This window comes from Vibrio nigripulchritudo, assembly GCF_027924785.1.
GTDB classification, from domain to species: domain Bacteria; phylum Pseudomonadota; class Gammaproteobacteria; order Enterobacterales; family Vibrionaceae; genus Vibrio; species Vibrio nigripulchritudo.
In genome coordinates, this window is record NZ_AP027049.1 from 3201053 (window position 1) to 3225697 (window position 24645).

General features: G+C 45.7%; 16 protein-coding genes, 4 tRNA genes, 3 rRNA genes and 1 other annotated feature. Of the genes, 5 read left to right on the forward strand and 18 right to left on the reverse strand.

The genetic code is table 11. The features are described 5' to 3' along the window. Position 1: 1 nt before the first annotated feature. From QMG91_RS14625 to rluD, 16 genes are all read right to left on the reverse strand, one after another. Entirely contained in the window at positions 2 to 1207 is a 1206-nt protein-coding gene (locus QMG91_RS14625; protein WP_281827334.1) for a tetratricopeptide repeat protein, read from the reverse strand. Positions 1208 to 1209: 2 nt separating this feature from the next. Next, a complete protein-coding gene (locus tag QMG91_RS14630) occupies positions 1210 to 1824 on the reverse strand; it encodes an energy transducer TonB (protein WP_281827335.1) in 615 nt (204 codons plus the stop codon). 10 nt (positions 1825 to 1834) lie between these two features. Further along, entirely contained in the window at positions 1835 to 2242 is a 408-nt protein-coding gene (locus QMG91_RS14635) for an ExbD/TolR family protein (protein ID WP_004400028.1), read from the reverse strand. Then, positions 2239 to 2784, reverse strand: coding sequence for a MotA/TolQ/ExbB proton channel family protein (locus QMG91_RS14640; protein ID WP_281827338.1), 546 nt, complete (start codon positions 2782 to 2784; stop codon positions 2239 to 2241). The genes QMG91_RS14635 and QMG91_RS14640 overlap by 4 nt, the downstream gene beginning before the upstream one ends. A gap of 2 nt (positions 2785 to 2786) precedes the next feature. Next, positions 2787 to 4118 (reverse strand): MotA/TolQ/ExbB proton channel family protein, encoded by a 1332-nt coding sequence (locus QMG91_RS14645; RefSeq protein WP_281827340.1) that lies wholly within the window; start codon positions 4116 to 4118, stop codon positions 2787 to 2789. A gap of 1 nt (position 4119) precedes the next feature. Next, the gene (locus QMG91_RS14650) at positions 4120 to 4905 is read right to left on the reverse strand and encodes a DUF3450 domain-containing protein (protein WP_022600297.1); all 786 of its coding nucleotides are present in this window, start codon (positions 4903 to 4905) and stop codon (positions 4120 to 4122) included. Positions 4906 to 5326: 421 nt separating this feature from the next. Then, a tRNA-Trp gene (locus QMG91_RS14655) sits at positions 5327 to 5403 on the reverse strand. Positions 5404 to 5439: 36 nt separating this feature from the next. Further along, positions 5440 to 5516, reverse strand: a tRNA-Asp gene (locus tag QMG91_RS14660). A 94-nt stretch (positions 5517 to 5610) separates the two neighbouring features. Beyond that, a 5S ribosomal RNA gene (gene rrf, locus QMG91_RS14665) occupies positions 5611 to 5726 on the reverse strand. A 91-nt stretch (positions 5727 to 5817) separates the two neighbouring features. Further along, positions 5818 to 8703 (reverse strand): 23S ribosomal RNA (locus tag QMG91_RS14670). 304 nt (positions 8704 to 9007) lie between these two features. Next, a tRNA-Ala gene (locus QMG91_RS14675) sits at positions 9008 to 9083 on the reverse strand. 41 nt (positions 9084 to 9124) lie between these two features. Further along, positions 9125 to 9201, reverse strand: a tRNA-Ile gene (locus tag QMG91_RS14680). 65 nt (positions 9202 to 9266) lie between these two features. Then, positions 9267 to 10808: ribosomal RNA gene (locus QMG91_RS14685) — 16S ribosomal RNA — on the reverse strand. The 16S, 23S and 5S rRNA genes sit together here with 4 tRNA genes alongside, the layout of an rRNA operon. A gap of 461 nt (positions 10809 to 11269) precedes the next feature. Continuing rightward, positions 11270 to 13846, reverse strand: a complete 2577-nt coding sequence (gene clpB / locus QMG91_RS14690; protein WP_281827343.1) for an ATP-dependent chaperone ClpB — start codon at positions 13844 to 13846, stop codon at positions 11270 to 11272. Between the two features lie 126 nt (positions 13847 to 13972). Beyond that, positions 13973 to 14698, reverse strand: a complete 726-nt coding sequence (gene pgeF, locus QMG91_RS14695; protein ID WP_281827345.1) for a peptidoglycan editing factor PgeF — start codon at positions 14696 to 14698, stop codon at positions 13973 to 13975. 31 nt (positions 14699 to 14729) lie between these two features. After that, positions 14730 to 15704 carry a 23S rRNA pseudouridine(1911/1915/1917) synthase RluD gene (rluD, locus tag QMG91_RS14700; protein ID WP_004397956.1) on the reverse strand — a complete coding sequence of 325 codons (975 nt, stop codon included), beginning with the start codon at positions 15702 to 15704 and terminating at the stop codon, positions 14730 to 14732. Between the two features lie 137 nt (positions 15705 to 15841). On the opposite strand from rluD, the gene QMG91_RS14705 reads away from it, so the two are divergent. The 5 genes from QMG91_RS14705 (at position 15842) to yjjX (ending at position 21843) form a co-directional block, all read left to right on the forward strand. Next, entirely contained in the window at positions 15842 to 16567 is a 726-nt protein-coding gene (locus tag QMG91_RS14705; RefSeq protein ID WP_004397955.1) for an outer membrane protein assembly factor BamD, read from the forward strand. 365 nt (positions 16568 to 16932) lie between these two features. After that, positions 16933 to 17265 (forward strand): ribosome hibernation-promoting factor, HPF/YfiA family, encoded by a 333-nt coding sequence (gene hpf / locus QMG91_RS14710; protein ID WP_004397954.1) that lies wholly within the window; start codon positions 16933 to 16935, stop codon positions 17263 to 17265. Between the two features lie 113 nt (positions 17266 to 17378). Then, positions 17379 to 17502 (forward strand) — a sequence feature (Phe leader region). Between the two features lie 15 nt (positions 17503 to 17517). Further along, positions 17518 to 18687, forward strand: coding sequence for a prephenate dehydratase (gene pheA / locus QMG91_RS14715; RefSeq protein WP_004397953.1), 1170 nt, complete (start codon positions 17518 to 17520; stop codon positions 18685 to 18687). Positions 18688 to 18968: 281 nt separating this feature from the next. Beyond that, positions 18969 to 21296: a putative bifunctional diguanylate cyclase/phosphodiesterase gene (locus QMG91_RS14720; protein ID WP_022610288.1), complete on the forward strand. Its 2328-nt coding sequence runs from the start codon at positions 18969 to 18971 to the stop codon at positions 21294 to 21296. Between the two features lie 19 nt (positions 21297 to 21315). Continuing rightward, complete coding sequence (yjjX, locus tag QMG91_RS14725; RefSeq protein ID WP_281827359.1) at positions 21316 to 21843, forward strand: inosine/xanthosine triphosphatase; 528 nt, start codon at positions 21316 to 21318, stop codon at positions 21841 to 21843. Between the two features lie 64 nt (positions 21844 to 21907). On the opposite strand, the gene trpR is transcribed toward yjjX, so the two are convergent. Continuing rightward, on the reverse strand, positions 21908 to 22210 hold the full coding sequence (trpR, locus tag QMG91_RS14730) for a trp operon repressor (RefSeq protein ID WP_004397943.1): 303 nt from the start codon (positions 22208 to 22210) through the stop codon (positions 21908 to 21910). 104 nt (positions 22211 to 22314) lie between these two features. Continuing rightward, the gene (sltY, locus tag QMG91_RS14735) at positions 22315 to 24246 is read right to left on the reverse strand and encodes a murein transglycosylase (RefSeq protein ID WP_281827361.1); all 1932 of its coding nucleotides are present in this window, start codon (positions 24244 to 24246) and stop codon (positions 22315 to 22317) included. Positions 24247 to 24645: the final 399 nt, after the last annotated feature.

Sequence of the window (24645 nt, forward strand, 5' to 3'; positions counted from 1 at the left end):
GTTATGAAGAAACCTTGTTACTGAGATAACTGATCCAACCCTTGGCGGAATCGGAAGGAATTTTTTCATTCAGCCTTTTGGCTTCTGCTAAGGCGTCTTGGAATCGGTTTAATTTGTACAATAAACGAATCTTTGCCAGAGAAAAGTCGCGTCTATCTGCGTAAGGTCTCGCTTTATCTATAATCCCGATTGCCTGTTGGTAACGAGATTGCTGAATCAGCAATTGCGCTAATCGCCAGTGGTACTTCGGATTTATTTTCGAAACCGTCTGCCATGCACTGATGGCATTATCCCACTCTTTGGCCACTTGCCAGTAATTTGCCTGCATCCTCAAGTTTTTTTCACTCTTCGACTTCGGATACTTAGCAAACATTTCTTTTAGGATTCGTGCAGCTTTCTCAGGCATTCTATGTTGCCCGTAGAGCTGCGCCATCACGATGTATTCATTTATGGTGAAATGAATACCCTGATACTTACTTAAAGCGTAAGTTTCGAGCGCGCTTTGCTGTTTTCCTTGCTGCAATTGTGTCGAGACTAATTGTTGCCACCAAGACTTTTGATTCGGTTCGAATCGGAGTATTCGATTCACCGTTTTCTCGGCGTCTTTCCATCTCTCTAACTGAAGCTCGGAAACGACTCGAATCTTAAGTGCTTGTAATGTTTCACGCGAGTTGCTCGGCTTGTACTGCTTAATTCTAGCAAGTGAAGACTTCCAGTTTTGCTGCTGGTAGTACGCCATAGACATTCTGAGCTGAATGGCATTTTTATCTTTTATTAACTGTTTTTTTACGTTGTTATCTGACGCTGGATAATCCGTTTTCAACAACACCAGATAATGCGGTATGGCTTGTTTAAATTTTTGCTCTGAGAACAAAATATCAGCCAACATTTGACGTGTCTTCCACTGGTCTACAGGTTGCAAAGCATTCACTTTTACAGACACATCCAGTGACTTTATTGCTTTAGCCGCATTTTCAGCTTGCCAGTAATATACACCCAGAATTCGCTTGGTGAATGCTTTGTCGTAATCAGATTTTAAGGACATACCTTCCAGAAGAACAATAGCTTCATTAAGCTTGTCCTCCTGTTGAAGTTCGCTGGCCTGATGCAGTTTTTTACCGGCATAATTAGAGAGCTTACTGGCTTGAACACTAAGGCTCGAGAACAGTAAACAGGTTCCTAATGTCACTGCAAGAATGCGTTTCATACCTATTTGCTCATCTTAAATTCAATTTTCACACGCTGATCAAGCTGCTTGACGGCTTTCCCACCCTCGAGCTTAGGTTGATATTTCCAACGTTTTAGGGCGTTCATTGCCTCACGTACAAAAATTTTGTTCGGGTGGACTTCAACCAAATTGATGTCTTCTGGTCGTCCTTGTTCGTCAATGGTAAAACTCAGGACAACATAACCTTCCATTCTGCGCTTTTGAGCTCTAGGCGGATATCTAGGCTCAACCCTGTATAAAGGTAGAGCTTGCTGATCCTGACCGATTCCATCCAAAGAAGGCATAGATACCGCGACACCTAAATTAGCCAGAGCCAGTTTGGGGGCGGTTAATGTTTGGGGAACCTGAGCCTTTGCTACATTCGGTGTAGAGGTTGGTAAAGGTTTAGGTTGGTCAGGTAACTTAGGCGGCTCAGGAAGCTCTCTCTGACGTCTCTGAACATTAGCCTCCGGCTCCTGCATGACAAGATCAAACATGACCGAAGGTTTGGATTCCTCTAGCTTTCCGTTCTGGCTGCTGACCATCCATGCCATAAAGTAAAAAAGCGACGCTGAAACGACGAAAGCAAGAGGTAATGCGAGAAACAGTCTTTTCATGACTTCGAACTTACCTTTTCTCTTCTGTCGCCAAAGCAATTTTATCGACACCCGCTCCTTTGGCGGCATCCATCACTTCCACAACCGTGCCGTTATAAGAGTGCTTATCAGCCTGAATCACTAAACTTGCGTCAGGCTTATCTAAAAGAAGCGTTTCCAAAGCAGCCTGAACTCGTTCAACATCGACTCGACGTTTATCAATAAAGACGTCGTTGGATGCCGTAATAGCGATAAAGATACCCGCATCTTTCTGGCTGCTGGCGTGCGCTGCCTGTGGTCGATTGACTTCAACCCCAGACTCTTTTACAAACGAACTGGTTACAATGAAGAAGATCAGCATGATGAACACGATGTCCAACATAGACGTTAAGTCGACCGTTGCTTCTTCTTTTGCTTTAGCGGGACGAACCAATCTCATTCGCCACTCCTTAATTGTTGTTCAAGTTTTAATGCTTTTTTGTTTGCCATCTTAACCAAACGCGAATGGGCAAACATCCCTGCTAATGCGGCTACCATTCCGGCCATTGTTGGCAATGTAGCCATCGAAATGCCGGAAGCCATAAGCTTTGGCTCACTGCTGCCCGCCAGAGCCATAAGATCAAAAACGGCGATCATTCCAGTAACGGTTCCTAACAAGCCGAGCATAGGACATAAGCTCACTAATGCTTTGATGAAATCCAAATGCTGATTCAACTGGAGCGAGGCCTTATGCATAACACCATCTTTATGAGCTAATGCGTACCAAGACTCATGTTCAACACGTTCATTCCAATCCTGAATCCACTTCTGCTTTTGTTTGCCAAAACTGAAACTGAGAAACAAAACGCGTTCGATGATCAGTAACCAACATAGGAATACAACGCCCGCCAGCCACCACAGAACCTGACCACCTCTTGCCATAAATTCAGCAAGGGTGTTGACTTCGGTCTGGTGATAAACGAGTGCTAGGTTCTCAATCATACCTATGCTGCCTCGGCTAGCGTCTCTGATTCTGCACGTTGAGCAACCAGGCTTACACCTTGTTTCTCTAATGTGCCTTTAATCGCTTCAGCGCGGCTAGAAAGAATGTTATGTGCCAGCAGTAATGGCATTGCGGCTACCAACCCCATGACTGTCGTGACAAGTGCCATAGAAATACCACCGGCCATCACTTTAGGGTCACTATTGCCGAATTGAGTAATGACCTGGAATGTTTCGATCATTCCCGTCACTGTACCCAGCAAGCCAAGCATTGGTGCCAGCGCAGCCATCAACTTAAGCATTGACAACCCACGCTCCAGACCATGTTGCTCATCCAGAATACGCTCCAATAGCCGCAGCTCAATAGAGTCAATCGACTGTTGTTTGTCGCTTTCAAACGCCTGAAGGATACGCCCCATAGGGTTGTTACCCGGTTGATCAGGTTTCTTCAATTGACTAGAAATCTTAGCTTGAGTAATAAGAAGAACAATGCCTCGATAGAGCGCAATAATTAGACCCGATGCTAGTAAAGCAATAATAATCTTACCGACAACGCCACCTTGTTCAATGCGTTGCCACAAGTTGGGCTGATTGGCATACTGCTCAAGTAACAAGCCACGGGTAGGATCAAGCAAAACATCTGAACCTTGAGTCACTTGGGAGGCCACAGTCGAGTTCTTTGGAAGAACTTGATATTGAGTAGCAAACTGGTTTTGTGAGTCCCACTTAAGATGACCAAACTCGGAAACTAGTGCCATATCACCCAGTTGGATCGCTGTTTCCTGAGATTGGCTACCATCCCCATTAACAAATGGCACTTTGACTTCAGAAATATAACCACTGGCTGAAATCTTGTATTCAACCGCTTTCCAAAACCCTTCAAGCATATTGAGCGATGGCAAAGCTTCCGTGCTGATTACTCGCTCAATCAGAGCGAGCTCTTCAGAAGCTTCAGGAATAAAGGAGTTCTGATAGTCTTGCTTCACTTCTTTCGCAGATTGTCTGACAACTCCAAACAATTCGCCTAGGCTGCCTGTTTCAATCTGGAGCTGTTTTTCCTTTTCAGAAAGCAGCCGCTCGTTTTCACTAAACTGCTCACTTAAGGCTTGGTTTTCTTTTTCCAAAGCAGCCAGCGCTTTTTCGAGCTGTAATTTCTTCTTGGTAAGTGCTGCTTTCTGTTCCTTGGTAAGTTGTACCCTCTCAGCACTGTTAGCACGCTCAGCTTGATACACCTTATTCGCAGTATTATCGATCTGAGATAAGCTTTGCTCCGCATTAACTGATAATGTCACTGACAGTGTTGCAATCGCTAGGGCATTAAATAAGTGCTTCATATTACAGCTCCTTCTCAGACGTAGTGATAGACAGAGGTAATGTCACCACAGAAGGTGCCTGCTGTTTTGCAGCCATCGCAAATGCTTTATTGATTTCTATACCCTTTTCTTTTGGAAGTTCTTCCCACGTTTTATTTTGTTGTCTCCACACCCAATATTTTTGGTTGTCGAGACTACGGGAAACCAAGCTAACCCGACCAAAGTAGAGTTGCTCGACCTGACGAATCCCATCGTTGAGTTCGATTTCTGCCGGATAAGCGCCAAGCTTTGTTCCGTAATCAATCTCGATTTGGTACGCCTCTAGGATCCTACGGTATTTTTCTGCTTCGGCTACATCAGCCCTTCCCATAAGAAGTTTGATATCGTCCAGGCGTTTTTGGCGGGCTTCATGTCGAAGGGGAACATCGCTAGTCAGTACAGACTCAAGCCCATCAATCATTCGGTACATTAGCGGTACAATGCCCTGACGAGTGTCTTCAATGTCTTTTAACTGCTGCTCAAGGCTATCCAATTCAGTGTTCTGACTTGTTACTAGTTTGCGAAGATGATTTCTATAAAGCGTTAGGTTTTCAATCTGAGTTTCCAACTGCTCTATTTCCGATTGCAAGGTAAACGATGCTTCAACATTGGCATCAACATTTGCCTGAGCCTTTTGCATAGTCTTGTTGGTTTTTTTCTCAATTGCTCTGGCTTTATCTAGATCATCAGCCAGCGATGTAGTGGAAACACTCATAGCAGCAATAGTGACTGCCAAAGCTTTAACCCCTTTAGAAACGATATCTTTCATTAGTAACTCTTAGACGAATCCATGTCGTCTACCACATATGATATGAATGGATAACAATTCCAAGCTCACAGCAATTTCCTGAACAGGTCATTGAGTTTAAGAATTGGTGTATAACAATAAGGCGATTATTAAATCAAAGATGGGAATAATTTTCATTAACTTTCTAAAGTTTTACATTTGACAGATTTGTAAAGATAACTTCCAGAGATATGGACAGTTTTTCAGAGCTCTGTAAAACACTAAGTTTTTGGGAATGTAGAGGTATAGAGAAAAACTTCTGATGTGTTCTTATTAAAGACTCACTTGATTACAAAAGTGACTAAGCGACAAAGATTGGCTGATATCGTCTATTGTCAGAAGAGAAGTATACAAAAGCAATAGATGCAAAAAAGCCCCAGCATTTCTGCTGAGGCTTTCTATATGGCAGGGGTGGAGAGATTCGAACTCCCAACACGCGGATTTGGAATCCGCTGCTCTGCCAATTGGAGCTACACCCCTATAGTTCGATTTTAAAGAGTCGACACTCTGAATAAATGGCGGAGTGGACGGGACTCGAACCCGCGACCCCCGGCGTGACAGGCCGGTATTCTAACCAACTGAACTACCACTCCGCAGTGGTATCTCTTACTAAATAAAGTCTTATGGTTAGATTGCTTTATCTAGTTTTGCCTTCAGATTTTTCAAAATCTGAAAACAAGGAAACAAGCCTGGCGATGTCCTACTCTCACATGGGGAAACCCCACACTACCATCGGCGCTATTGCGTTTCACTTCTGAGTTCGGCATGGAATCAGGTGGGTCCACAACGCTATGGTCGCCAAGCAAATTCTTAATTCGGAAAGCTGTTTTTTTAGTTCTGATTCTTACACATTCAATGTTCTTATCTGAGCCCACAAAACCCCTTGGGTGTTGTATGGTTAAGCCTCACGGGCAATTAGTACAGGTTAGCTCAACGCCTCACAACGCTTACACACCCTGCCTATCAACGTTCTGGTCTCGAACAACCCTTTAGGATACTTAAAGTATCAGGGAAGACTCATCTCAGGGCTCGCTTCCCGCTTAGATGCTTTCAGCGGTTATCGATTCCGAACTTAGCTACCGGGCAATGCCATTGGCATGACAACCCGAACACCAGAGGTTCGTCCACTCCGGTCCTCTCGTACTAGGAGCAGCCCCCTTCAATCTTCCAACGCCCACGGCAGATAGGGACCGAACTGTCTCACGACGTTCTAAACCCAGCTCGCGTACCACTTTAAATGGCGAACAGCCATACCCTTGGGACCGACTTCAGCCCCAGGATGTGATGAGCCGACATCGAGGTGCCAAACACCGCCGTCGATATGAACTCTTGGGCGGTATCAGCCTGTTATCCCCGGAGTACCTTTTATCCGTTGAGCGATGGTACCTTCCATTCAGAACCACCGGATCACTATGACCTGCTTTCGCACCTGCTCGAATTGTCATTCTCGCAGTCAAGCGGGCTTATGCCATTGCACTAACCACACGATGTCCAACCGTGTTTAGCCCACCTTCGTGCTCCTCCGTTACTCTTTGGGAGGAGACCGCCCCAGTCAAACTACCCACCAGGCACTGTCCTCACTCCCGATAAGGGAGCCAAGTTAGAACATCAAAGCTACAAGGGTGGTATTTCAAGGACGGCTCCACGCAATCTGGCGACTGCGTTTCAAAGCCTCCCACCTATCCTACACATGTAGGTTCAATGTTCAGTGCCAAGCTGTAGTAAAGGTTCACGGGGTCTTTCCGTCTAGCCGCGGGTACACTGCATCTTCACAGCGATTTCAATTTCACTGAGTCTCGGGTGGAGACAGCGTGGTCATCATTACGCCATTCGTGCAGGTCGGAACTTACCCGACAAGGAATTTCGCTACCTTAGGACCGTTATAGTTACTACGCCGTTTACCGGGGCTTCGATCAAGAGCTTCGTCCAAAGACTAACCCCATCAATTAACCTTCCGGCACCGGGCAGGCGTCACACCGTATACGTCATCTTACGATTTTGCACAGTGCTGTGTTTTTAATAAACAGTTGCAGCCACCTGGTATCTGCGACTCTCGTCAGCTCCATCCGCGAGGGACTTCACCGATAAGAGCGTACCTTCTCCCGAAGTTACGGTACCATTTTGCCTAGTTCCTTCACCCGAGTTCTCTCAAGCGCCTTGGTATTCTCTACCCGACCACCTGTGTCGGTTTGGGGTACGATTCCTTACAATCTGAAGCTTAGAGGCTTTTCCTGGAAGCATGGCATCAATGACTTCATCACCGTAGTGACTCGACATCGTGTCTCAGCCTTAAAGAGAGCCGGATTTACCTAACTCTCAAGCCTACGCACTTGAACCTGGACAACCGTCGCCAGTACCACCTAGCCTTCTCCGTCCCCCCATCGCAATTGTAAGAAGTACGGGAATATTAACCCGTTTCCCATCGACTACGCTTTTCAGCCTCGCCTTAGGGGTCGACTTACCCTGCCCCGATTAACGTTGGACAGGAACCCTTGGTCTTCCGGCGAGGGAGTTTTTCACTCCCTTTATCGTTACTCATGTCAGCATTCGCACTTCTGATACCTCCAGCAGCCCTTACAGACCACCTTCAACGGCTTACAGAACGCTCCCCTACCCCGCATACAAAGTATGCAGCCGCAGCTTCGGTGTATTGCTTAGCCCCGTTACATCTTCCGCGCAGAGCGACTCGACCAGTGAGCTATTACGCTTTCTTTAAATGATGGCTGCTTCTAAGCCAACATCCTGGCTGTCTGAGCCTTCCCACATCGTTTCCCACTTAGCAATACTTTGGGACCTTAGCTGGCGGTCTGGGTTGTTTCCCTCTCCACGACGGACGTTAGCACCCGCCGTGTGTCTCCCGGATAGTACTTACTGGTATTCGGAGTTTGCAAAGGGTTGGTAAGTCGGGATGACCCCCTAGCCTTAACAGTGCTCTACCCCCAGTAGTATTCGTCCGAGGCGCTACCTAAATAGCTTTCGGGGAGAACCAGCTATCTCCAGGTTTGATTGGTGCTTTCACCCCTAGCCACAAGTCATCCGCTAATTTTTCAACATTAGTCGGTTCGGTCCTCCAGTTGATGTTACTCAACCTTCAACCTGCCCATGGCTAGATCACCTGGTTTCGGGTCTATATCCGAGACTGAGCGCCCAGTTAAGACTCGGTTTCCCTACGGCTCCCCTAGATGGTTAACCTTGCCACTGAATATAAGTCGCTGACCCATTATACAAAAGGTACGCAGTCACCCCGAAGGGCTCCTACTGCTTGTACGTACACGGTTTCAGGTTCTATTTCACTCCCCTCACAGGGGTTCTTTTCGCCTTTCCCTCACGGTACTGGTTCACTATCGGTCAGTCAGTAGTATTTAGCCTTGGAGGATGGTCCCCCCATATTCAGACAGGATATCACGTGTCCCGCCTTACTCGATTTCACTTGAAATGCGCTGCCGGTTACGGGGCTATCACCCTGTATCGCGCTCCTTTCCAGAAGCTTCACCTGACGCATAAAAAGCTTAAGGGCTAATCCAATTTCGCTCGCCGCTACTTTCGGAATCTCGGTTGATTTCTCTTCCTTCGGGTACTTAGATGTTTCAGTTCCCCGAGTTCGCTTCACTGAGCTATGTATTCACTCAGCAATACTTACTTATGTAAGTGGGTTTCCCCATTCGGAAATCCCAGACTCAAATGACTCTTACTGTCTTATCTGGGCTTATCGCAAGTTAGTACGTCCTTCATCGCCTCTGACTGCCAAGGCATCCACCGTGTACGCTTAGTCACTTAACCATACAACCCCAAGAGGTTTCGTATGTTCAAACAACCAAGGTTTGTGTCTCTCATTATTGAATGAGCGAGAGACATTCGATTTTGCCGGACTCAAATATAAACATCACAAGGATGTTTCCAAGAACACTTGAATGTGTGTTGGTACCTAAAACAAAGTTTTAGGATTTGAGAACTTTTAATTGAATAACAACGCTTATCCGTAGATAAGGGGATGGTTGTTATTCGTCAGCTTTCCAAATTGTTAAAGAGCGTGATTCGTTAAGAACCATTTTTAAATATTCTGTATCAAGAAAATACTTAAAGATGGTGGAGCTAAGCAGGATCGAACTGCTGACCTCCTGCGTGCAAGGCAGGCGCTCTCCCAGCTGAGCTATAGCCCCATAAAGATTCAATGTCTGACCCGCTATCTTTGGGAAGATAGTGGTGGGTCTGAGTGGACTTGAACCACCGACCTCCCGCTTATCAGGCGAGCGCTCTAACCAGCTGAGCTACAGACCCAACATTGCTCTTAACGTTATAAACCGTACCAATCTGTGTGAACACTCATCGCAATAATCATCGTATAAGGAGGTGATCCAGCCCCAGGTTCCCCTAGGGCTACCTTGTTACGACTTCACCCCAGTCATGAACCACAAAGTGGCAAGCGTCCTCCCGAAGGTTAAACTACCTGCTTCTTTTGCAGCCCACTCCCATGGTGTGACGGGCGGTGTGTACAAGGCCCGGGAACGTATTCACCGTGGCATTCTGATCCACGATTACTAGCGATTCCGACTTCATGGAGTCGAGTTGCAGACTCCAATCCGGACTACGACGCACTTTTTGGGATTCGCTCACTCTCGCAAGTTGGCCGCCCTCTGTATGCGCCATTGTAGCACGTGTGTAGCCCTACTCGTAAGTATGATGACTTGACGTCGTCCCCACCTTCCTCCGGTTTATCACCGGCAGTCTCCCTGGAGTTCCCACCCGAAGTGCTGGCAAACAAGGATAAGGGTTGCGCTCGTTGCGGGACTTAACCCAACATTTCACAACACGAGCTGACGACAGCCATGCAGCACCTGTCTCATAGTTCCCGAAGGCACCAAAGCATCTCTGCTAAGTTCTATGGATGTCAAGAGTAGGTAAGGTTCTTCGCGTTGCATCGAATTAAACCACATGCTCCACCGCTTGTGCGGCCCCGTCAATTCATTTGAGTTTTAATCTTGCGACCGTACTCCCCAGGCGGTCTACTTAACGCGTTAGCTCCGAAAGCCACGGCTCAAGTCACAACCTCCAAGTAGACATCGTTTACGGCGTGGACTACCAGGGTATCTAATCCTGTTTGCTCCCCACGCTTTCGCATCTGAGTGTCAGTATCTGTCCAGGGTCGCCTTCGCCACCGGTATTCCTTCAGATCTCTACGCATTTCACCGCTACACCTGAAATTCTACCCCCTCTACAGTACTCTAGCCTGCCAGTTTCAAATGCAGTTCCGAGGTTGAGCCCCGGGCTTTCACATCTGACTTAACAAACCACCTGCATGCGCTTTACGCCCAGTAATTCCGATTAACGCTCGCACCCTCCGTATTACCGCGGCTGCTGGCACGGAGTTAGCCGGTGCTTCTTCTGCAGCTAACGTCAAAATGCGCATCTATTAAATACACACCCTTCCTCACTGCTGAAAGTGCTTTACAACCCGAAGGCCTTCTTCACACACGCGGCATGGCTGCATCAGGCTTGCGCCCATTGTGCAATATTCCCCACTGCTGCCTCCCGTAGGAGTCTGGACCGTGTCTCAGTTCCAGTGTGGCTGATCATCCTCTCAGACCAGCTAGGGATCGTCGCCTTGGTGAGCCTTTACCTCACCAACTAGCTAATCCCACCTGGGCATATCCTGACGCGAGAGGCCGAAGGTCCCCCTCTTTGAGCCGAAGCTATTATGCGGTATTAGCCATCGTTTCCAATGGTTATCCCCCACATCAGGGCAATTTCCCAGGCATTACTCACCCGTCCGCCGCTCGACGCCGTTGTCGTTCCCCGAAGGTTCAGACAACTCGTTTCCGCTCGACTTGCATGTGTTAGGCCTGCCGCCAGCGTTCAATCTGAGCCATGATCAAACTCTTCAATTTAAGATTTTGGTCGGCTCAATGAATACTGAACATTACATAAAGTAATGTTTTGAATTGACTGTGCTGAATCCGAAGATTCAATGGTCACTTCGTATCATTGAAACCTAATTTGAAACCGAAGTTTCTAATTGGATTATCATCAACGAGTGCCCACACAGATTGATAGGTCTATATTGTTAAAGAACTTGGCTTTTCGAGAAACTTTTCTCTCAAAGCGGACGGACATTTTAGCCAGTTAAGTTGTTGTGTCAAACACTTTTTTCAACTCAGTTAGTTTGCCCTGTTATCGCGATTAATCCGTGACAACGAGGCGGCATTATAGGGACTTCGTTTAATGGCGCAACCCCAAATTTGAAAAAAGTTCATGCCGAGCGTTTGATTGCTCAGAATTACATCAAAGCGCGCTGCAAATAAGCAAAAAGAGGGATAAATCCCTCTTTTACTAATCACACTTTTCGAATCTAAGCTTGGTGGGCAATGATTCTGTCCTTATTCACTAATAGCTGGACTTTCTTATCTGGATTCACCTTTCCAGCGAGAATTGCTTTAGCTAGTGGGTTTTCGACACTCTGCTGAATCGCTCTCTTAAGAGGTCTCGCACCATAAACCGGGTCAAAGCCGACTTCTGAAATAAGATCCAACGCCTTCTCCGATACTTCTAACTCATACCCCTTATCAGCCATTCGGTTGCCTAAACGAGTGAGCTGTATAGAAGCAATCGACTTGATATGCTCTTTACCCAGAGGATGGAACACCACACTTTCATCAACACGATTTAAGAATTCAGGTCTGAAGTGCTTGCTGACCACTTCCATTACTTCTTCTTTCATTCCATCGTAATCCAAGGTCGCGAAGTTCTCCTGAATACGAGAGGAACCAAGATTCGATGTCATGATGACTACGGTATTGCGGAAATCGACAGTTCTTCCCTGTCCATCCGTTAGTCGACCGTCGTCGAGAACCTGAAGCAGGATATTAAATACATCTGGATGTGCTTTTTCGACTTCGTCCAGAAGAATAACGGAATAAGGCTTACGGCGAACGGCTTCTGTTAAATAGCCACCTTCTTCATAACCGACGTAACCGGGAGGTGCACCCACCAATCTTGCAACCGAGTGTTTTTCCATAAATTCCGACATATCGATACGAACCATCGCATCTTCACTGTCGAACATGAAACTTGCCAAGGTTTTACAAAGTTCGGTTTTACCCACACCAGTCGGACCTAAGAATAAGAAGGAACCGATCGGTTTATTTGGGTCCGATAAACCCGCACGGCTGCGTCGAATGGCATTGGACACCACTTCAACGGCTTCTTGTTGACCAATCACACGTTTATGAAGCACTTCTTCCATTCGAAGTAACTTCTCTTTTTCCGCTTCCAACATTTTGGATACCGGAATCCCGGTTTGCTTGGAGAGCACTTCTGCTATTTCAGCGTCTGACACTTTGTTCTTCAACAGCGTCATTTCTTGCATTTCTGCTTGGGTTGCCAGATCCAGCTGTTTCTCTAGTTCAGGAATACGCCCGTATTGCAACTCAGACATACGGTTCAAGTCGCCAGCTCGGCGAGCAAAGTCCATATCCATGCGCGCTTGTTCTAACTCACTCTTTATATGTTGAGTACCAGAAAGCGCCGCTTTTTCTGCTTTCCAGATTTCTTCTAGCTCAGAGTAATCCCGTTCTTTTTCTTCCAGTTCTGAATTCAAGGCTTTTAAGCGCTTTGAGCTGGCATCGTCGTGTTCATTGACCAGTGCTTGCTGCTCTATCTTAAGCTGGATGATTTTTCGTTCCAGCTTATCCAATGACTCAGGCTTGGAATCTATTTGCATTCGAATGCTCGAAGCCGCTTCATCAATCAAATCGATCGCTTTGTCAGGCAGCTGTCGGTCCGATACGTAGCGGTGTGACAAACTTGCAGCCGCAACGATAGCCGGATCAGTAATTTCCACGTGGTGGTGTAATTCGTACCTTTCTTTTAACCCACGAAGAATGGCAACGGTGTCTTCCACCGAAGGTTCGTCCACCAGCACTTTTTGGAAACGGCGTTCAAGTGCGGGATCTTTTTCGATGTACTGCCGATATTCATCCAGAGTAGTCGCGCCTACGCAATGCAATTCTCCGCGAGCTAAAGCAGGCTTCAACATATTTCCTGCATCCATAGATCCTTCACCTTTTCCGGCTCCTACCATGGTATGCAGTTCATCGATGAAAAGAATGATATTGCCTTCTTCTTTGGAAAGTTCGTTGAGAACAGACTTCAGCCTTTCTTCAAATTCACCACGATATTTGGCACCAGCAACTAGAGAGCCCATGTCCAGAGACAAAACTCTACGTCCGCGAAGCCCTTCCGGAACTTCATTATTGATGATGCGCTGAGCAAGCCCCTCAACAATAGCCGTTTTACCGACACCAGGTTCACCGATAATTACAGGGTTATTCTTGGTGCGGCGTTGAAGCACCTGAATAGTTCGACGAATCTCATCATCCCGACCAATTACCGGGTCTAGCTTGCCCTGTTCCGCACGTTCAGTCAGATCAATGGTAAATTTTTCGAGTGCTTGGCGTTTATCTTCGGCGTGAGGATCTTCTACTTTCTGACCTCCACGCACTTTTTCAATTGCCCCCGAGATTTTTGGCTCGGTTAAGCCCAGCTCTTTCAAAAGGATCCCTAAAGGACCTTTGTCTTCGATAGCTGCGAGAAGGAAAATTTCAGAGGAGATATAGGCGTCTTGCCGCTTCTGTGCCACTTTGTCGCACATGTTGAAGAGCGTACCCATTCCCGATGACAGTTGAACGTCACCACCAATTCCACTGACTTTGGGTAGGCGATCCATCATTTCGCTTAACTTTGAGCGAAGCTGAACCACATCCACATTTAGCATAGTTAACAGTGGACGAATGGTACTGCCATCCTGATTAAGTAGTGACACCATAAGATGGACAGGCTCGATGTACTGATGATCGCGACCGAGTGCTAAGGATTGTGCGTCAGAAATAGCAACCTGGAATTTGCTGGTAAAACGATCGAGACGCATAACAACCTCCAACCTTTTATTGTTCTTTAACTAGGTTAGGAGATAGGTACGCCATTCGACAATTTCAAGGGGGCAAACTAAGTAAGTGGATGCACATCCATTCCTTAGCTAAATAAGAGAGGTTTTTTATTCAAGCCAGATAAAACTAGCCATTCGACCAGTAATACCATCGCGACGATAGGAGTAAAAACGTTGAGGATCGCTGTAAGTACAAAGTTCAGATTTAAAGATTCGTGAAACGCCTTCTTTATTTAACCTTTGTGTTGCCAGTTGGTTCATGTCAGCAAACCACTTACCTTCTAGCTCTCCTGCAGAAAAAGCATCAACCGCTCGAGGGAGTACATCGCTAAACGCGCTCCGAACATCTTCACCTACTTCAAAGGCATTTTGCCCGATTGCGGGTCCCAGCCACGCCATCACATTGCCAGAGAAATGCGATAACGCTTCTTCTAGAATGCCATCTGCCAATCCGCGCCAACCAGCATGAACTGCAGCAACTTGTGTTCCTTGGCTGTCAGTTAATAGAACAGGTAAGCAATCGGCTGTCATGGCTGAGCATACGATACCTGATTGATTGGTGACTGCACCGTCGCCATCTAGGATATTATCGGTGGGTTCCACTAAATTTACGATTAGAGTGGAATGGGTCTGATTCAACCAAACGGGAGACGTCGGCATCGATGCCTTTGATATAAGCCTATTTCGATTTTCTTCGACCAAACGCTCGTCATCACCCACATGAGTACCCAGGTTAAGCCCTCGGTAAGGTGAAGACGATACACCGCCGACGCGAGTCGAGCTTACAGCTTTGACGTTTAAAGGGGCATCCCAGTTTGGATAAATCAGTTCCATACTTTTAGTCTCTTACTACTATCAATTCTTACTAATAGTCGTCTAGAGGATTCTCTTTAGTATCTATGCGCAGTGCTTCCGCCATTGCGACCATGTCATCAGGAACGGGAGCATGGAATTCCAGCTCTTCACCTGTCACCGGGTGAGCGAATCGAAGCATCACTGCGTGCAGCGCTTGTCTGTCAAAAGCACGGATCATCTCCGTTAACTCTTCAGATGCACCTTTTGGAATTCGCGCGCGACCACCATATGGTGTATCTCCGAGAAGCGGGTGCTGAAGATAAGACATGTGCACACGAATCTGGTGGGTACGACCCGTTTCAAGACGAAGTCGAATACGCGTATGTTCACGGAAATGTTCCGCAACACGATAATGGGTTACCGCAGGTTTACCCAATTCATTCACTGCCATTAAGGTACGTTTTGTTGAGTGACGACCAATTGGCTTTTCAATCATACCGCCAGCAGTCATACGGCCAATGGCAATTGCTTCGTACTCACGCGTGATGTTGCGTTTTTGTAGTTCACGAACCAGACGAGTCTGGGCAGGAACCGTTTTCGCAACCACCATCAGACCGGTGGTGTCTTTATCAAGACGGTGCACAATACCAGCACGAGGCACTTCGGCGATGTCTGGGTAATGGTGCAGCAATGCATTTAAAACCGTGCCATCAGGCGTACCCGCCCCTGGGTGAACGACAAAATCTCTCGGTTTGTTGATGACCAGAATGTCGTCATCTTCATAAACGATATTCAGAGGAATGTCTTGCGCTTCCCAGCGCTCTTCATCTTCTAACTCTGCGTGGAGAATGATTTCCTCGCCGCCCATCACCTTCAAACGAGGTTTGGTGACAACTTCGCCATCCACTTGAATCTTTCCTTCTTTCAGCCATTCCTTAAGTCGAGAACGAGAAAAATCGGAGAAGAGTTCTGCAACCGCCTGGTCTAAACGCTGACCTAATTGGTTGTCTTTTACTGTACTTGTTAATTCAATCTGCTGAGCCATATCGAACTTTTTTAAAAACCGTGAGACTAATACCCACTAGTATGGATAAAATAATAGAATTGCGTCATTGTATCCGTTAACAGAAAAGAAAGTAACGGACACTAAGAAATATTTACTGTAAGGAACGAAGTGCGGACATGAAAAAGCATACATTGTCGGGCTTATTGGCTTTAGGGCTTCTGGTTGGATGCTCTAGCAGCAAAGAGGTTGTGCCTGATGTGCCACCAGCAGAATTGTACTCTGATGCGAAAGTATCGCTTCAAACAGGTAACTGGCGGACCGCAATAGACAAACTGGAAGCCCTCGATTCACGCTACCCGTTTGGACCTTACTCAGAGCAAGTGCAGCTAGATTTGATCTATGCGTACTATAAAAACAACGATCTGGCTTTAGGGCTGGCGACTATCGCTCGTTTTACCCGTTTAAACCCAACACATGAAAAATCAGATTGGGTTTTGTACATGCGCGGTTTAACTCACATGGCGCAGGATCGGAACTTCATGCACGATATATTCAACGTAGATCGTTCTGACCGAGATCCTGAACCGGTAAAATCGGCATTCACAGATTTCAAACGTTTATTGCAACGTTACCCGAACAGCCCATATGCAGAAGATGCGCAGCAGCGTATGTTTGCGCTTAAAAACCGTTTGGCTGAATACGATTTAGCAACAGCAGACTTTTATCTGCGTCGAGAAGCGTGGATCGCCGCCATCAACCGTTGTCAGGAATTGCAGAAGACCTTCCCTGATACAGAAGCTGCGCGTAAGTCTTTGCTTATTCAGTTAGAGGCATACAAGATGCTGGGGCTGCAAGATGCGATTGACCGTACACAGCAACTCATCGAATTGAACCCTGTTTAGGGCAGCACAATTTTAGAAAGCAGCTTCGGCTGCTTTTTTTGTATTCACTGGAAATTAAGCACAAGATTATAAAGTGACACACTTCACAAAATAACTTAGAACAAAGATTAATCAGGTAGGTTTTGAGAATCGTACTGAGCCCCTAAAAATAGAGTATTTTTAGCGTGCTGACTCTTACCAATCTACTCACTTTTCTCTGTTCAACAAGCATTTTTTTCAGAATTTAATCAGCCTTTTGCCTGAGATCACATTCGTATTCGAAGTTGAATTTCCTCAAACAGAAATTGATCTTAATCACATTCTTTTCGAGCCCAATAAGTAATCTGGAGTTAACCCATGAGGGACGAAACAGAGGAAAAACAAATATGAAAGTAAACATCACTGGTAAAAACATCGACATCACCTCTGCCATCCGTAATCACATTGAGGGTAAATTTAAAAAACTAGAGAAGTGGCAAGTTGAATTCATTGGTTGCCAGGCAACCATCAGCGAAGAGCCAAATAAGCAGAAGAAGATTGAAGCCGTTATTTCAGTACCAAAAGGTCAGCTTATTGCTTCTGCAACGCACGAAGATCTGTACATCGCAGTCAATGAAGTAGAACAAAAACTAGAGAGACAACTGAATAAACTGCGCCATAAACCAGACGCAAGGCGTGCAAGCCATTCGAATAAGCCTGAATTGGAAGAGGCAGAATAAACCCAACTTAGATTCATGAAGAAGTGGCACCAATAGGTGTCACTTTTTTTACTTGACGATAGATAGCCGCTTTGCTTATTGTGTATAAACACTCACCAATGAAAAGTATTTATGCGTTCAACTAACCTGTTCTTTTTTGACTTCTTTTTTATCTCCTAGCATTGGGGGCAGAAGTCGTTTACTGAAAGAAAAGTCAAAAACGAACAGAAAGCCTCCCAAACGGGAGGCTTTTTTAATAAGGATAATAATCAAATGACAGACAGATTAGACGCTATCAGATTACGTCTTAACCAACTGGATGACCAACTTCTTAAGCTGCTTTCGGAAAGACGTGAACTCAGCATTGAAGTGGCAAAGAGCAAAGTCGAAACTTCAAAGCCCGTGCGAGACGCGAAACGTGAGCAACAACTGCTGGTCAAGCTCATCAATAACGGCAAAGACAAATATCAATTGGATGCACCCTACATCACCAAAATTTTTCACACCATTATTGAAGATTCGGTGCTCCTTCAGCAGGCATACTTACAGAACCTGCTTAACCCAAGTGAAAGCCGTAAACCATTAGCTCGCGTCGCATTCTTGGGAGCAAAAGGTTCATATTCACACCTAGCCAGTCATCAGTATTTCAGCCGTAAGAATACTGAGTTGATTGAGCTTAACTGCGAACACTTCAAAGAAGTGGCTTCGACGGTAGAGTCTGGTCACGCGGACTATGGTGTATTACCAATTGAAAACACCAGTTCGGGTTCCATCAATGAAGTCTACGACTTACTACAACACACTACTCTTTATATCGTTGGTGAACTTACTCTGCCAATTGAGCACTGTCTTGTGGCGACTTCTGATGTTCGATTAGAAGACATAAAAACCCTGTATTCGCACCCGCAACCACATCAGCAATGCAGTGAATTTTTATCCAGAATGAAAGGCGTTGCACTTGAATCTTGTGTCAGTACTGCCGATGCCATGCAGAAAGTAAAAGAATTGGATCGCAAAGACGTCGCCGCAATAGGCAACGCATCAAGTGGCAAGCTATACGGGTTACAGCCAATTCAGGGAAATATTGCAAATCAAACCGAAAACCACACTCGCTTTATCGTTGTTGCACGTAAACCCGTGGAAGTTTCGACCCAAATTCCTGCGAAGACGACATTGATTATGTCTACTTCCCAGAAAGCTGGCTCTCTGGTTGAAAGCTTGTTGGTACTTCAACGCTATGGCATCAACATGACCAAGTTGGAATCTCGCCCAATCATGGGTAACCCGTGGGAAGAAATGTTTTATGTCGATTTAGAAGCGCACCTTGATTCCGATGAAATGGACAGCGCCATCACAGAGTTGATCAAGTTGACCACTCATCTGAAAGTGCTGGGTTGCTATCCAATTGAAAATGTCGAAGCCACTCAGGTTTCTCTGGGTTAATTGTAAAACTGAACCCATTTAACCCCCTAAATTCTATGTAATTTCACTTTCGCTCACTCTTTTCATATAAGAGTGAGCTTACTTCCATTTACACGCATATTCCGCGAATAACGCCCCCAAATTCTTAAAGTTAAGTCATTTCTCACACTACAAAGCCAGTAAATTAAGGTAAGTTGCTCCTAAAATTCAGCGTCCGCATTGCGTGAAAACCCAACCTTATTCAGCGCGCATTACCTCAGTTTGGGTAGGTCGTATTCATTGATGAAACGTAAAAATAAAGAATGAAGTTAAGCAAACGAACCTTACTCTTAATAATTCCCGTCGTTGTACTCAGTGCCGCAATATCAAGTTATATCATTTACCTCGGGCAGCACACGGCATTAATCAAGCTTGAGAAAAGCTCCATCCAGCTCAATATGGAGAAGCTTGCCAGCCATTATTCAAGAGCCGCCAACTTTCTCAATAGTTATACCTACACACTCAGCCACAGTGATGTACTTCGAAGCTTTTTCAACGACACCCACAACCCCTATCGAGAATTCGAACTCAGCCGAAGCCTGCACCAGACCCTTACCGACCTCACTGTACACAATGGGAATTTTGCTGCGTTAGGCATCTTGGATAATCAGTTTCGCACTACCTATTACGTTGAAAATCAGGTCGACCCCTATTCCTGGCTGGATAAAAAGATTGCCTCTTTTGTAAAGCAAGGCGTTCAAAATGGAATCTGGTCTCAGACGGAGTACCTGTTTAACAAGGAAGCGGGGGGAGTATTAGTAAAGTATGATATATACAACAGACAGACATTTTCCTCAGCAAAACAAGCCATTATCCCTGAAAACTTCTTTGTCGTTGTTGCCATGATAGAAACCACGGAATACGACAACTTAAGGCACGCACTGGAAAGAGAGCACCTGACTGTACTGACATACGCACCAGAACCCCCGACACACACTCGAGAGCTCACTCATAGCGTCCAGCTCTCTCCAACTCGATGGGCAACGCTAGACCCTTCCAGCTTCGTTGTAGAAAACAAACTCGGTGAAATCCTCTTCAAACTGCTTATCGCTTTTAGCATGTCCTCTTTCATCACCGTTTCCTTGCTCATCCTGCTTTTCTATCGCTACGTTATTTTCCCTATTACCCGATTAGCCAAGCAGCTCAGGGAAGTTGAAAATCGCCAGCGTGCAAACATTCAACGTCTGGACACTGACGACGAAATTGGTCATCTATCTCATAAGTTTTATGAGATGTATCAGAGCCTGGCAGACAACTATCAGAAGACCAAACAGCTGGCTGAGATGGATCAGCTTACCAAACTCGCTAACCGACGTTATTTCCAATCTCAGGTGGCGAAAGCCTTGGCACTTACGCAGGATACCGATGAAGAAGAAAAGCACTGTATCCTCTATATCGATCTCGATAACTTCAAGTTTGTGAACGACAAATACGGTCACAAGATCGGTGATGCACTGCTTGTGCAGTTTGCTAAGAACTTAAACCAGCTGGAAGAACGAATGGCTACCAAGCATCAGGTCAGAATTCTGTCCTCTCGGCTGTCGGGCGATGAGTTTGCCGTTTATATTTCAGGCTCGGAGCTGGAAACCTCCATCATTCATCATTTCTGCCAGAGCATACTTCAGCCATTGCAGTCTGGCTTTATTTCTCCGGTTGGAACATTCCCCATTACTGTGAGTATTGGTGTTGCCACCTACCCTATGGACGGGGACAACATCGAACACCTGCTTTCTAATGCTGATACCGCCATGTACCAGGCTAAGCGAGCAGGTAAGAATCAATACACCTTCTACTCCAAAGCACTTGATAAAGAAGTTCAACGCATTAGCAGTATTGAGCGAGCATTGCGCCGAGCGGATTATCAAGACGAATTTTCTTTGGTGTATATGCCGTATATGAATTCTAGTGGCACCAAAGTGGTGGGAGTCGAAGCCTTGTTGAGGTGGAACTCTCAAAAACTAGGAACGGTAGAGCCATCTGAATTCATACCCTTGGCAGAACAGACGGGGCTTTTTGAAACTATAGATCGTTGGGTTATTGAAAAAGCCTTTTCCAACTTCCATCAGATACAAAGCTTGTTTGATCAACCAGTACAGCTTTCCGTTAACTTGTCTTCTGCTGAGCTGGACTCCTGCCAGCTTGCCACGTTCATTGAACAGAAAGCTCAGCAATACCAAATCCCTTATCATCAGGTTGATTTTGAAATCACTGAAACCTTTGCAGCAGAAAGTCAGGGCTACCCACTGCTTCATGAGCTTTCCTCTCAAGGGTTTGAACTGGCAATCGACGACTTTGGCTCAGGTTACACCTCCTTTACCCAGTTAGTTCAGTACCCGGTCCAGAAAATTAAATTCGATCGCGGTTTCCTGCTGGCTATGCTGGAGTCCAATAAGCAGCATATAATCAAGCCTTTGATAGAACTTTGCCACTCGCAAAATATCTCTGTCACTGCAGAAGGTGTTGAAAGCCAGCAAATGCATACCTGGCTTCTTCAAAGCGGATGCGATTATATGCAGGGATACTATTTCGGTCAGCCGATGTCTCTTGACCAGTTAAAGGGATGGAAAGCAGACCTGTATGCGTCTGGCTAGAAGCATGGAATAACTAAAAATGAAAAAAGTCGTCGTCGCCTCTTTGAACCCAGCAAAAATCAACGCGGTAAAAAGTGCGTTTGCAGAAGCGTTGCCAGAAGAACATTTCGAATTCGAAGGAATCTCTGTTCCCAGCGAAGTTGCCGATCAGCCCATGTCGAATCAGGAAACCAAAACAGGCGCGCTGAACCGGGTCAAGAATGCAAGAGTTGCTCAGCCTAACGCGCATTTTTACGTAGGGTTAGAAGCGGGTAACGAAGGGAATGACACCTTTGCCTGGATGGTGATTGAATCTGGGAATAAGCGTGGGGAGTCTCGTTCATCTAGCCTTCCGCTCCCTCCAAAAGTTGTGGAACAGGTGCATGCTGGAAAAGAACTTGGGGATGTCATGGATAGCACTTTCGGAACGGATAACATCAAACAAAAAGGCGGGGCGATCAGCTTGCTAACTGGTAATGTTCTGACTCGAAGCTCGGTCTACCACCAGGCATTAATTCTTGCGCTGATCCCATTCATCAATCCTGAGCTTTTCCCTGACAATATATAGCTTTCTGTATATTACTTCCCGTGAAAAACAAAAGGCAGCATCTGCTGCCTGATATATGTAACGTTTAGCTTTTCACTTCTTTAAGCAAGTTTTCTAACGACGCTTTTTCTTTGTCTGATTTGTTTTTCAGTTCGTTAGAACCGCGGGTGATGGTTGCGATACCGACCCCTAACATTTGGCTAATTTGCCGTTGAGACAGTTCACCTTTTAGCAGCTCATTAAAGATATTCACTCGGGCTTGAATGGCTTCTCTTTCATCAGGAGTCATTAACATGGTCAACAACATGCCATGTTTGTCTTCTTCCGTTGCTCTCGCAACCAAATCAATAACGTCCTGCCACTCCTGATACTCTGGCTCTGGCGACATAAATTTCTCTCAGTGACTTTTTCCTCATCATTTTATACTCAAGTGGCTAGAAGGTGCAGTAAAGAAGCGCAAATTTTATTGCGCTTCAATGCTTCTTGCTGCTCTTAGTATCGCTCTTCCTTTTCATTCTTAGTGAGGAAATCGCCTTTCGTGCCGCTTAAGAAACGGTAATACGATTCAAACATTAAGATATTCTGAACATACCCGCGGGTTTCTTTGAATGGAATTGCTTCAATAAAGGCAAAAACATCCAGTTTCTGTGCGCTGTTTTCTCGCCAGCGTTTTACGCGGTGAGGTCCTGCGTTGTATGCAGCAAACGCGTAGATACGGTTGCCGTCGTATTGGTCGAGCAGGTAGCTCAGATACTGGCTGCCGATTTCGATATTCTTCTTCACATCATTCAGTTCTTTCGGCGTTTTGTAAGGAATACCGAACTTTCTGGCAGTGTATTTTGCTGTGGCAGGCATAATTTGCATAATGCCTCGTGCCCCAACAGGAGAGCGAGCCTGTACATCCAGCGCACTTTCCTGGCGTGCCAGAGACATTAGGGTAATGGGCTCTATGTTGTACTTGTCGCCATAAAACTCAAACCACCAGCGGTGAGCGATCGGGAAGCGCAGATGAATTTCATCCCATACTTTTGCTGCAATGGAAGCTTTAACTGTTAGGTGAGACCACTTCTGGTTGGAAGCGTAATGAGCCAGTGCTTTTTTCTCCTGTGCAGAAGAACGCAGCAACAACCACTGCCACTCACTTTTTGCAGCAGCAATTTTATCTAAAGCGATCAACTCATGTACTCTGTCCAACGTCGCCTGATGTTGAGTTACCAAAGTGGAGTCTGGCTCACTCTTACTGATGTCATATTTGATTGGTGTACCCAAGGTTTGAGCAGCCACCACACTGTAGAAATGGCGCTTACCAAGCAAGGATTCTAAACGTTGCTCACCTGAAGCTGTTTCGCCCAACTCAATCTCAGAACGAGCCAGCCAATACTGCCAACGTAATCCGGACTTTTTATCGTCTGGTAACTTAGCTATCCAATTTTTTACACCTTTCCAGTCTGCATGTTGCAACGCTAAGCGCACTCTTCTCTCAATAAGAGCACTATTGCTGGACTTGGCAATAGCCTTGTCGCGCCACACAATGAGTTCTTCGAAATCGGTATTGATTAATCTGAACGCGGTGTAATCCGCAAGTTGTTGTCTCTGCTCAGAAGTCAGTTTCTGTCCAGACACGACCAGATTGAGCTGCTTAACCGCTTCCTCGGCATTGGCTCTCGCCAGCTTTCGGTAGCCATGCCAGGCAAGCTTTTGATTTCTTGGAGTAACATACGACTTTTTAGCGAAGCGTCCTATCTCTTGTGGAGCACGGTAAAGCTTGGCAATTTTCTCCGCTTCTGCTTTGGCTTTTTTGCTTTCAGGCAGCTTCTTCAAATAGGTCAACATGCGCCCTTTTCGCGCTTCGTACGCCAGCACCATTCGGTCTAAAACTTTGTCGTCGGTTCTTAGCCCTGCTTTTTGCCAGGCTTCAAACAAATCATCACAAGCTGAAGAAACACTGCTACCGCTCAGCCATAGAGACTCAGCGCCCTTTAAAGCCTGATTCTTATCGCCATGAATCAACTGAGAGTAGTAGTAATAACACTGATAGGTTTCACCACGCGGTTTGGTTGTCTGGTAGCGAAAAATGGTTTCCCAGTCTTTTTCTTTTGCCAGACCATCCAAGTAGGAAGCGCGAATGCGCTTTGAAAAAGGTAGAGTGTAATGTTGCTTTTGAAAATAACTGACTTCTTCAATGCTTCGTTTGCCAATATCGATTAGAAAGGCCCGATAGTCGGTATAAGGAGTGAGTACATAGTCAGCGATGTCTGGTCTTATCGATTGGTATTCTTCCACTTTTCTTGCATCAAGTAACGACTGAGCCTGAGCGTACTTCAGCCGCTTTTGTATCAACGTATCTGAGTTTTCTTCTGCTACAGAAAAGGCAGAGAAAATGCCCAGATACGCTACACATATCCGTTTGGAAATGTTTCGCATGAATACCTGTCCTTTTGAATGCTTTACCTGGGGATTAGGTTCTGACGACCTAGTTTATCCATGGCAATCTTAATACGACTTTATGAACAAAGTTTTATAGTGATACTTTATATTCAGGTCAGAGACAACCTGACTGTTCAGAATAATTTTAGGTTTGTTTTTCCCTTGTTGAGAACAAATTCGGCGTATTGTTATGAAAGCACCGAAAAACAAGGGTATACCACTAGACTTCTATCTAAACAGCCAGTTCCGGAAAAGTCCTATCTATTCTGTAAAATTTCTTTTCCCATCCCAAATGCCAGACACGCTTTGCCCCATTAACGCTGGTAAGCGCACAAATTGACAAACAAAGCATCGCCTTCGCAACCTAGCATCTTGAGGTTACTTGGGTATAAAATA

Bases quoted from the DNA above. Each gene is read 5' to 3' on its own strand.
- QMG91_RS14625 (WP_281827334.1), bottom strand. From the start codon at position 1,207: ATGAAACGCATTCTTGCAGTGACATTAGGAACCTGTTTACTGTTCTCG.
- QMG91_RS14630 (WP_281827335.1), bottom strand. From the start codon at position 1,824: ATGAAAAGACTGTTTCTCGCATTACCTCTTGCTTTCGTCGTTTCAGCG.
- QMG91_RS14635 (WP_004400028.1), bottom strand. From the start codon at position 2,242: ATGAGATTGGTTCGTCCCGCTAAAGCAAAAGAAGAAGCAACGGTCGAC.
- QMG91_RS14640 (WP_281827338.1), bottom strand. From the start codon at position 2,784: ATGATTGAGAACCTAGCACTCGTTTATCACCAGACCGAAGTCAACACC.
- QMG91_RS14645 (WP_281827340.1), bottom strand. From the start codon at position 4,118: ATGAAGCACTTATTTAATGCCCTAGCGATTGCAACACTGTCAGTGACA.
- QMG91_RS14650 (WP_022600297.1), bottom strand. From the start codon at position 4,905: ATGAAAGATATCGTTTCTAAAGGGGTTAAAGCTTTGGCAGTCACTATT.
- clpB (WP_281827343.1), bottom strand. From the start codon at position 13,846: ATGCGTCTCGATCGTTTTACCAGCAAATTCCAGGTTGCTATTTCTGAC.
- pgeF (WP_281827345.1), bottom strand. From the start codon at position 14,698: ATGGAACTGATTTATCCAAACTGGGATGCCCCTTTAAACGTCAAAGCT.
- rluD (WP_004397956.1), bottom strand. From the start codon at position 15,704: ATGGCTCAGCAGATTGAATTAACAAGTACAGTAAAAGACAACCAATTA.
- QMG91_RS14705 (WP_004397955.1), top strand. From the start codon at position 15,842: ATGAAAAAGCATACATTGTCGGGCTTATTGGCTTTAGGGCTTCTGGTT.
- hpf (WP_004397954.1), top strand. From the start codon at position 16,933: ATGAAAGTAAACATCACTGGTAAAAACATCGACATCACCTCTGCCATC.
- pheA (WP_004397953.1), top strand. From the start codon at position 17,518: ATGACAGACAGATTAGACGCTATCAGATTACGTCTTAACCAACTGGAT.
- QMG91_RS14720 (WP_022610288.1), top strand. From the start codon at position 18,969: ATGAAGTTAAGCAAACGAACCTTACTCTTAATAATTCCCGTCGTTGTA.
- yjjX (WP_281827359.1), top strand. From the start codon at position 21,316: ATGAAAAAAGTCGTCGTCGCCTCTTTGAACCCAGCAAAAATCAACGCG.
- trpR (WP_004397943.1), bottom strand. From the start codon at position 22,210: ATGTCGCCAGAGCCAGAGTATCAGGAGTGGCAGGACGTTATTGATTTG.
- sltY (WP_281827361.1), bottom strand. From the start codon at position 24,246: ATGCGAAACATTTCCAAACGGATATGTGTAGCGTATCTGGGCATTTTC.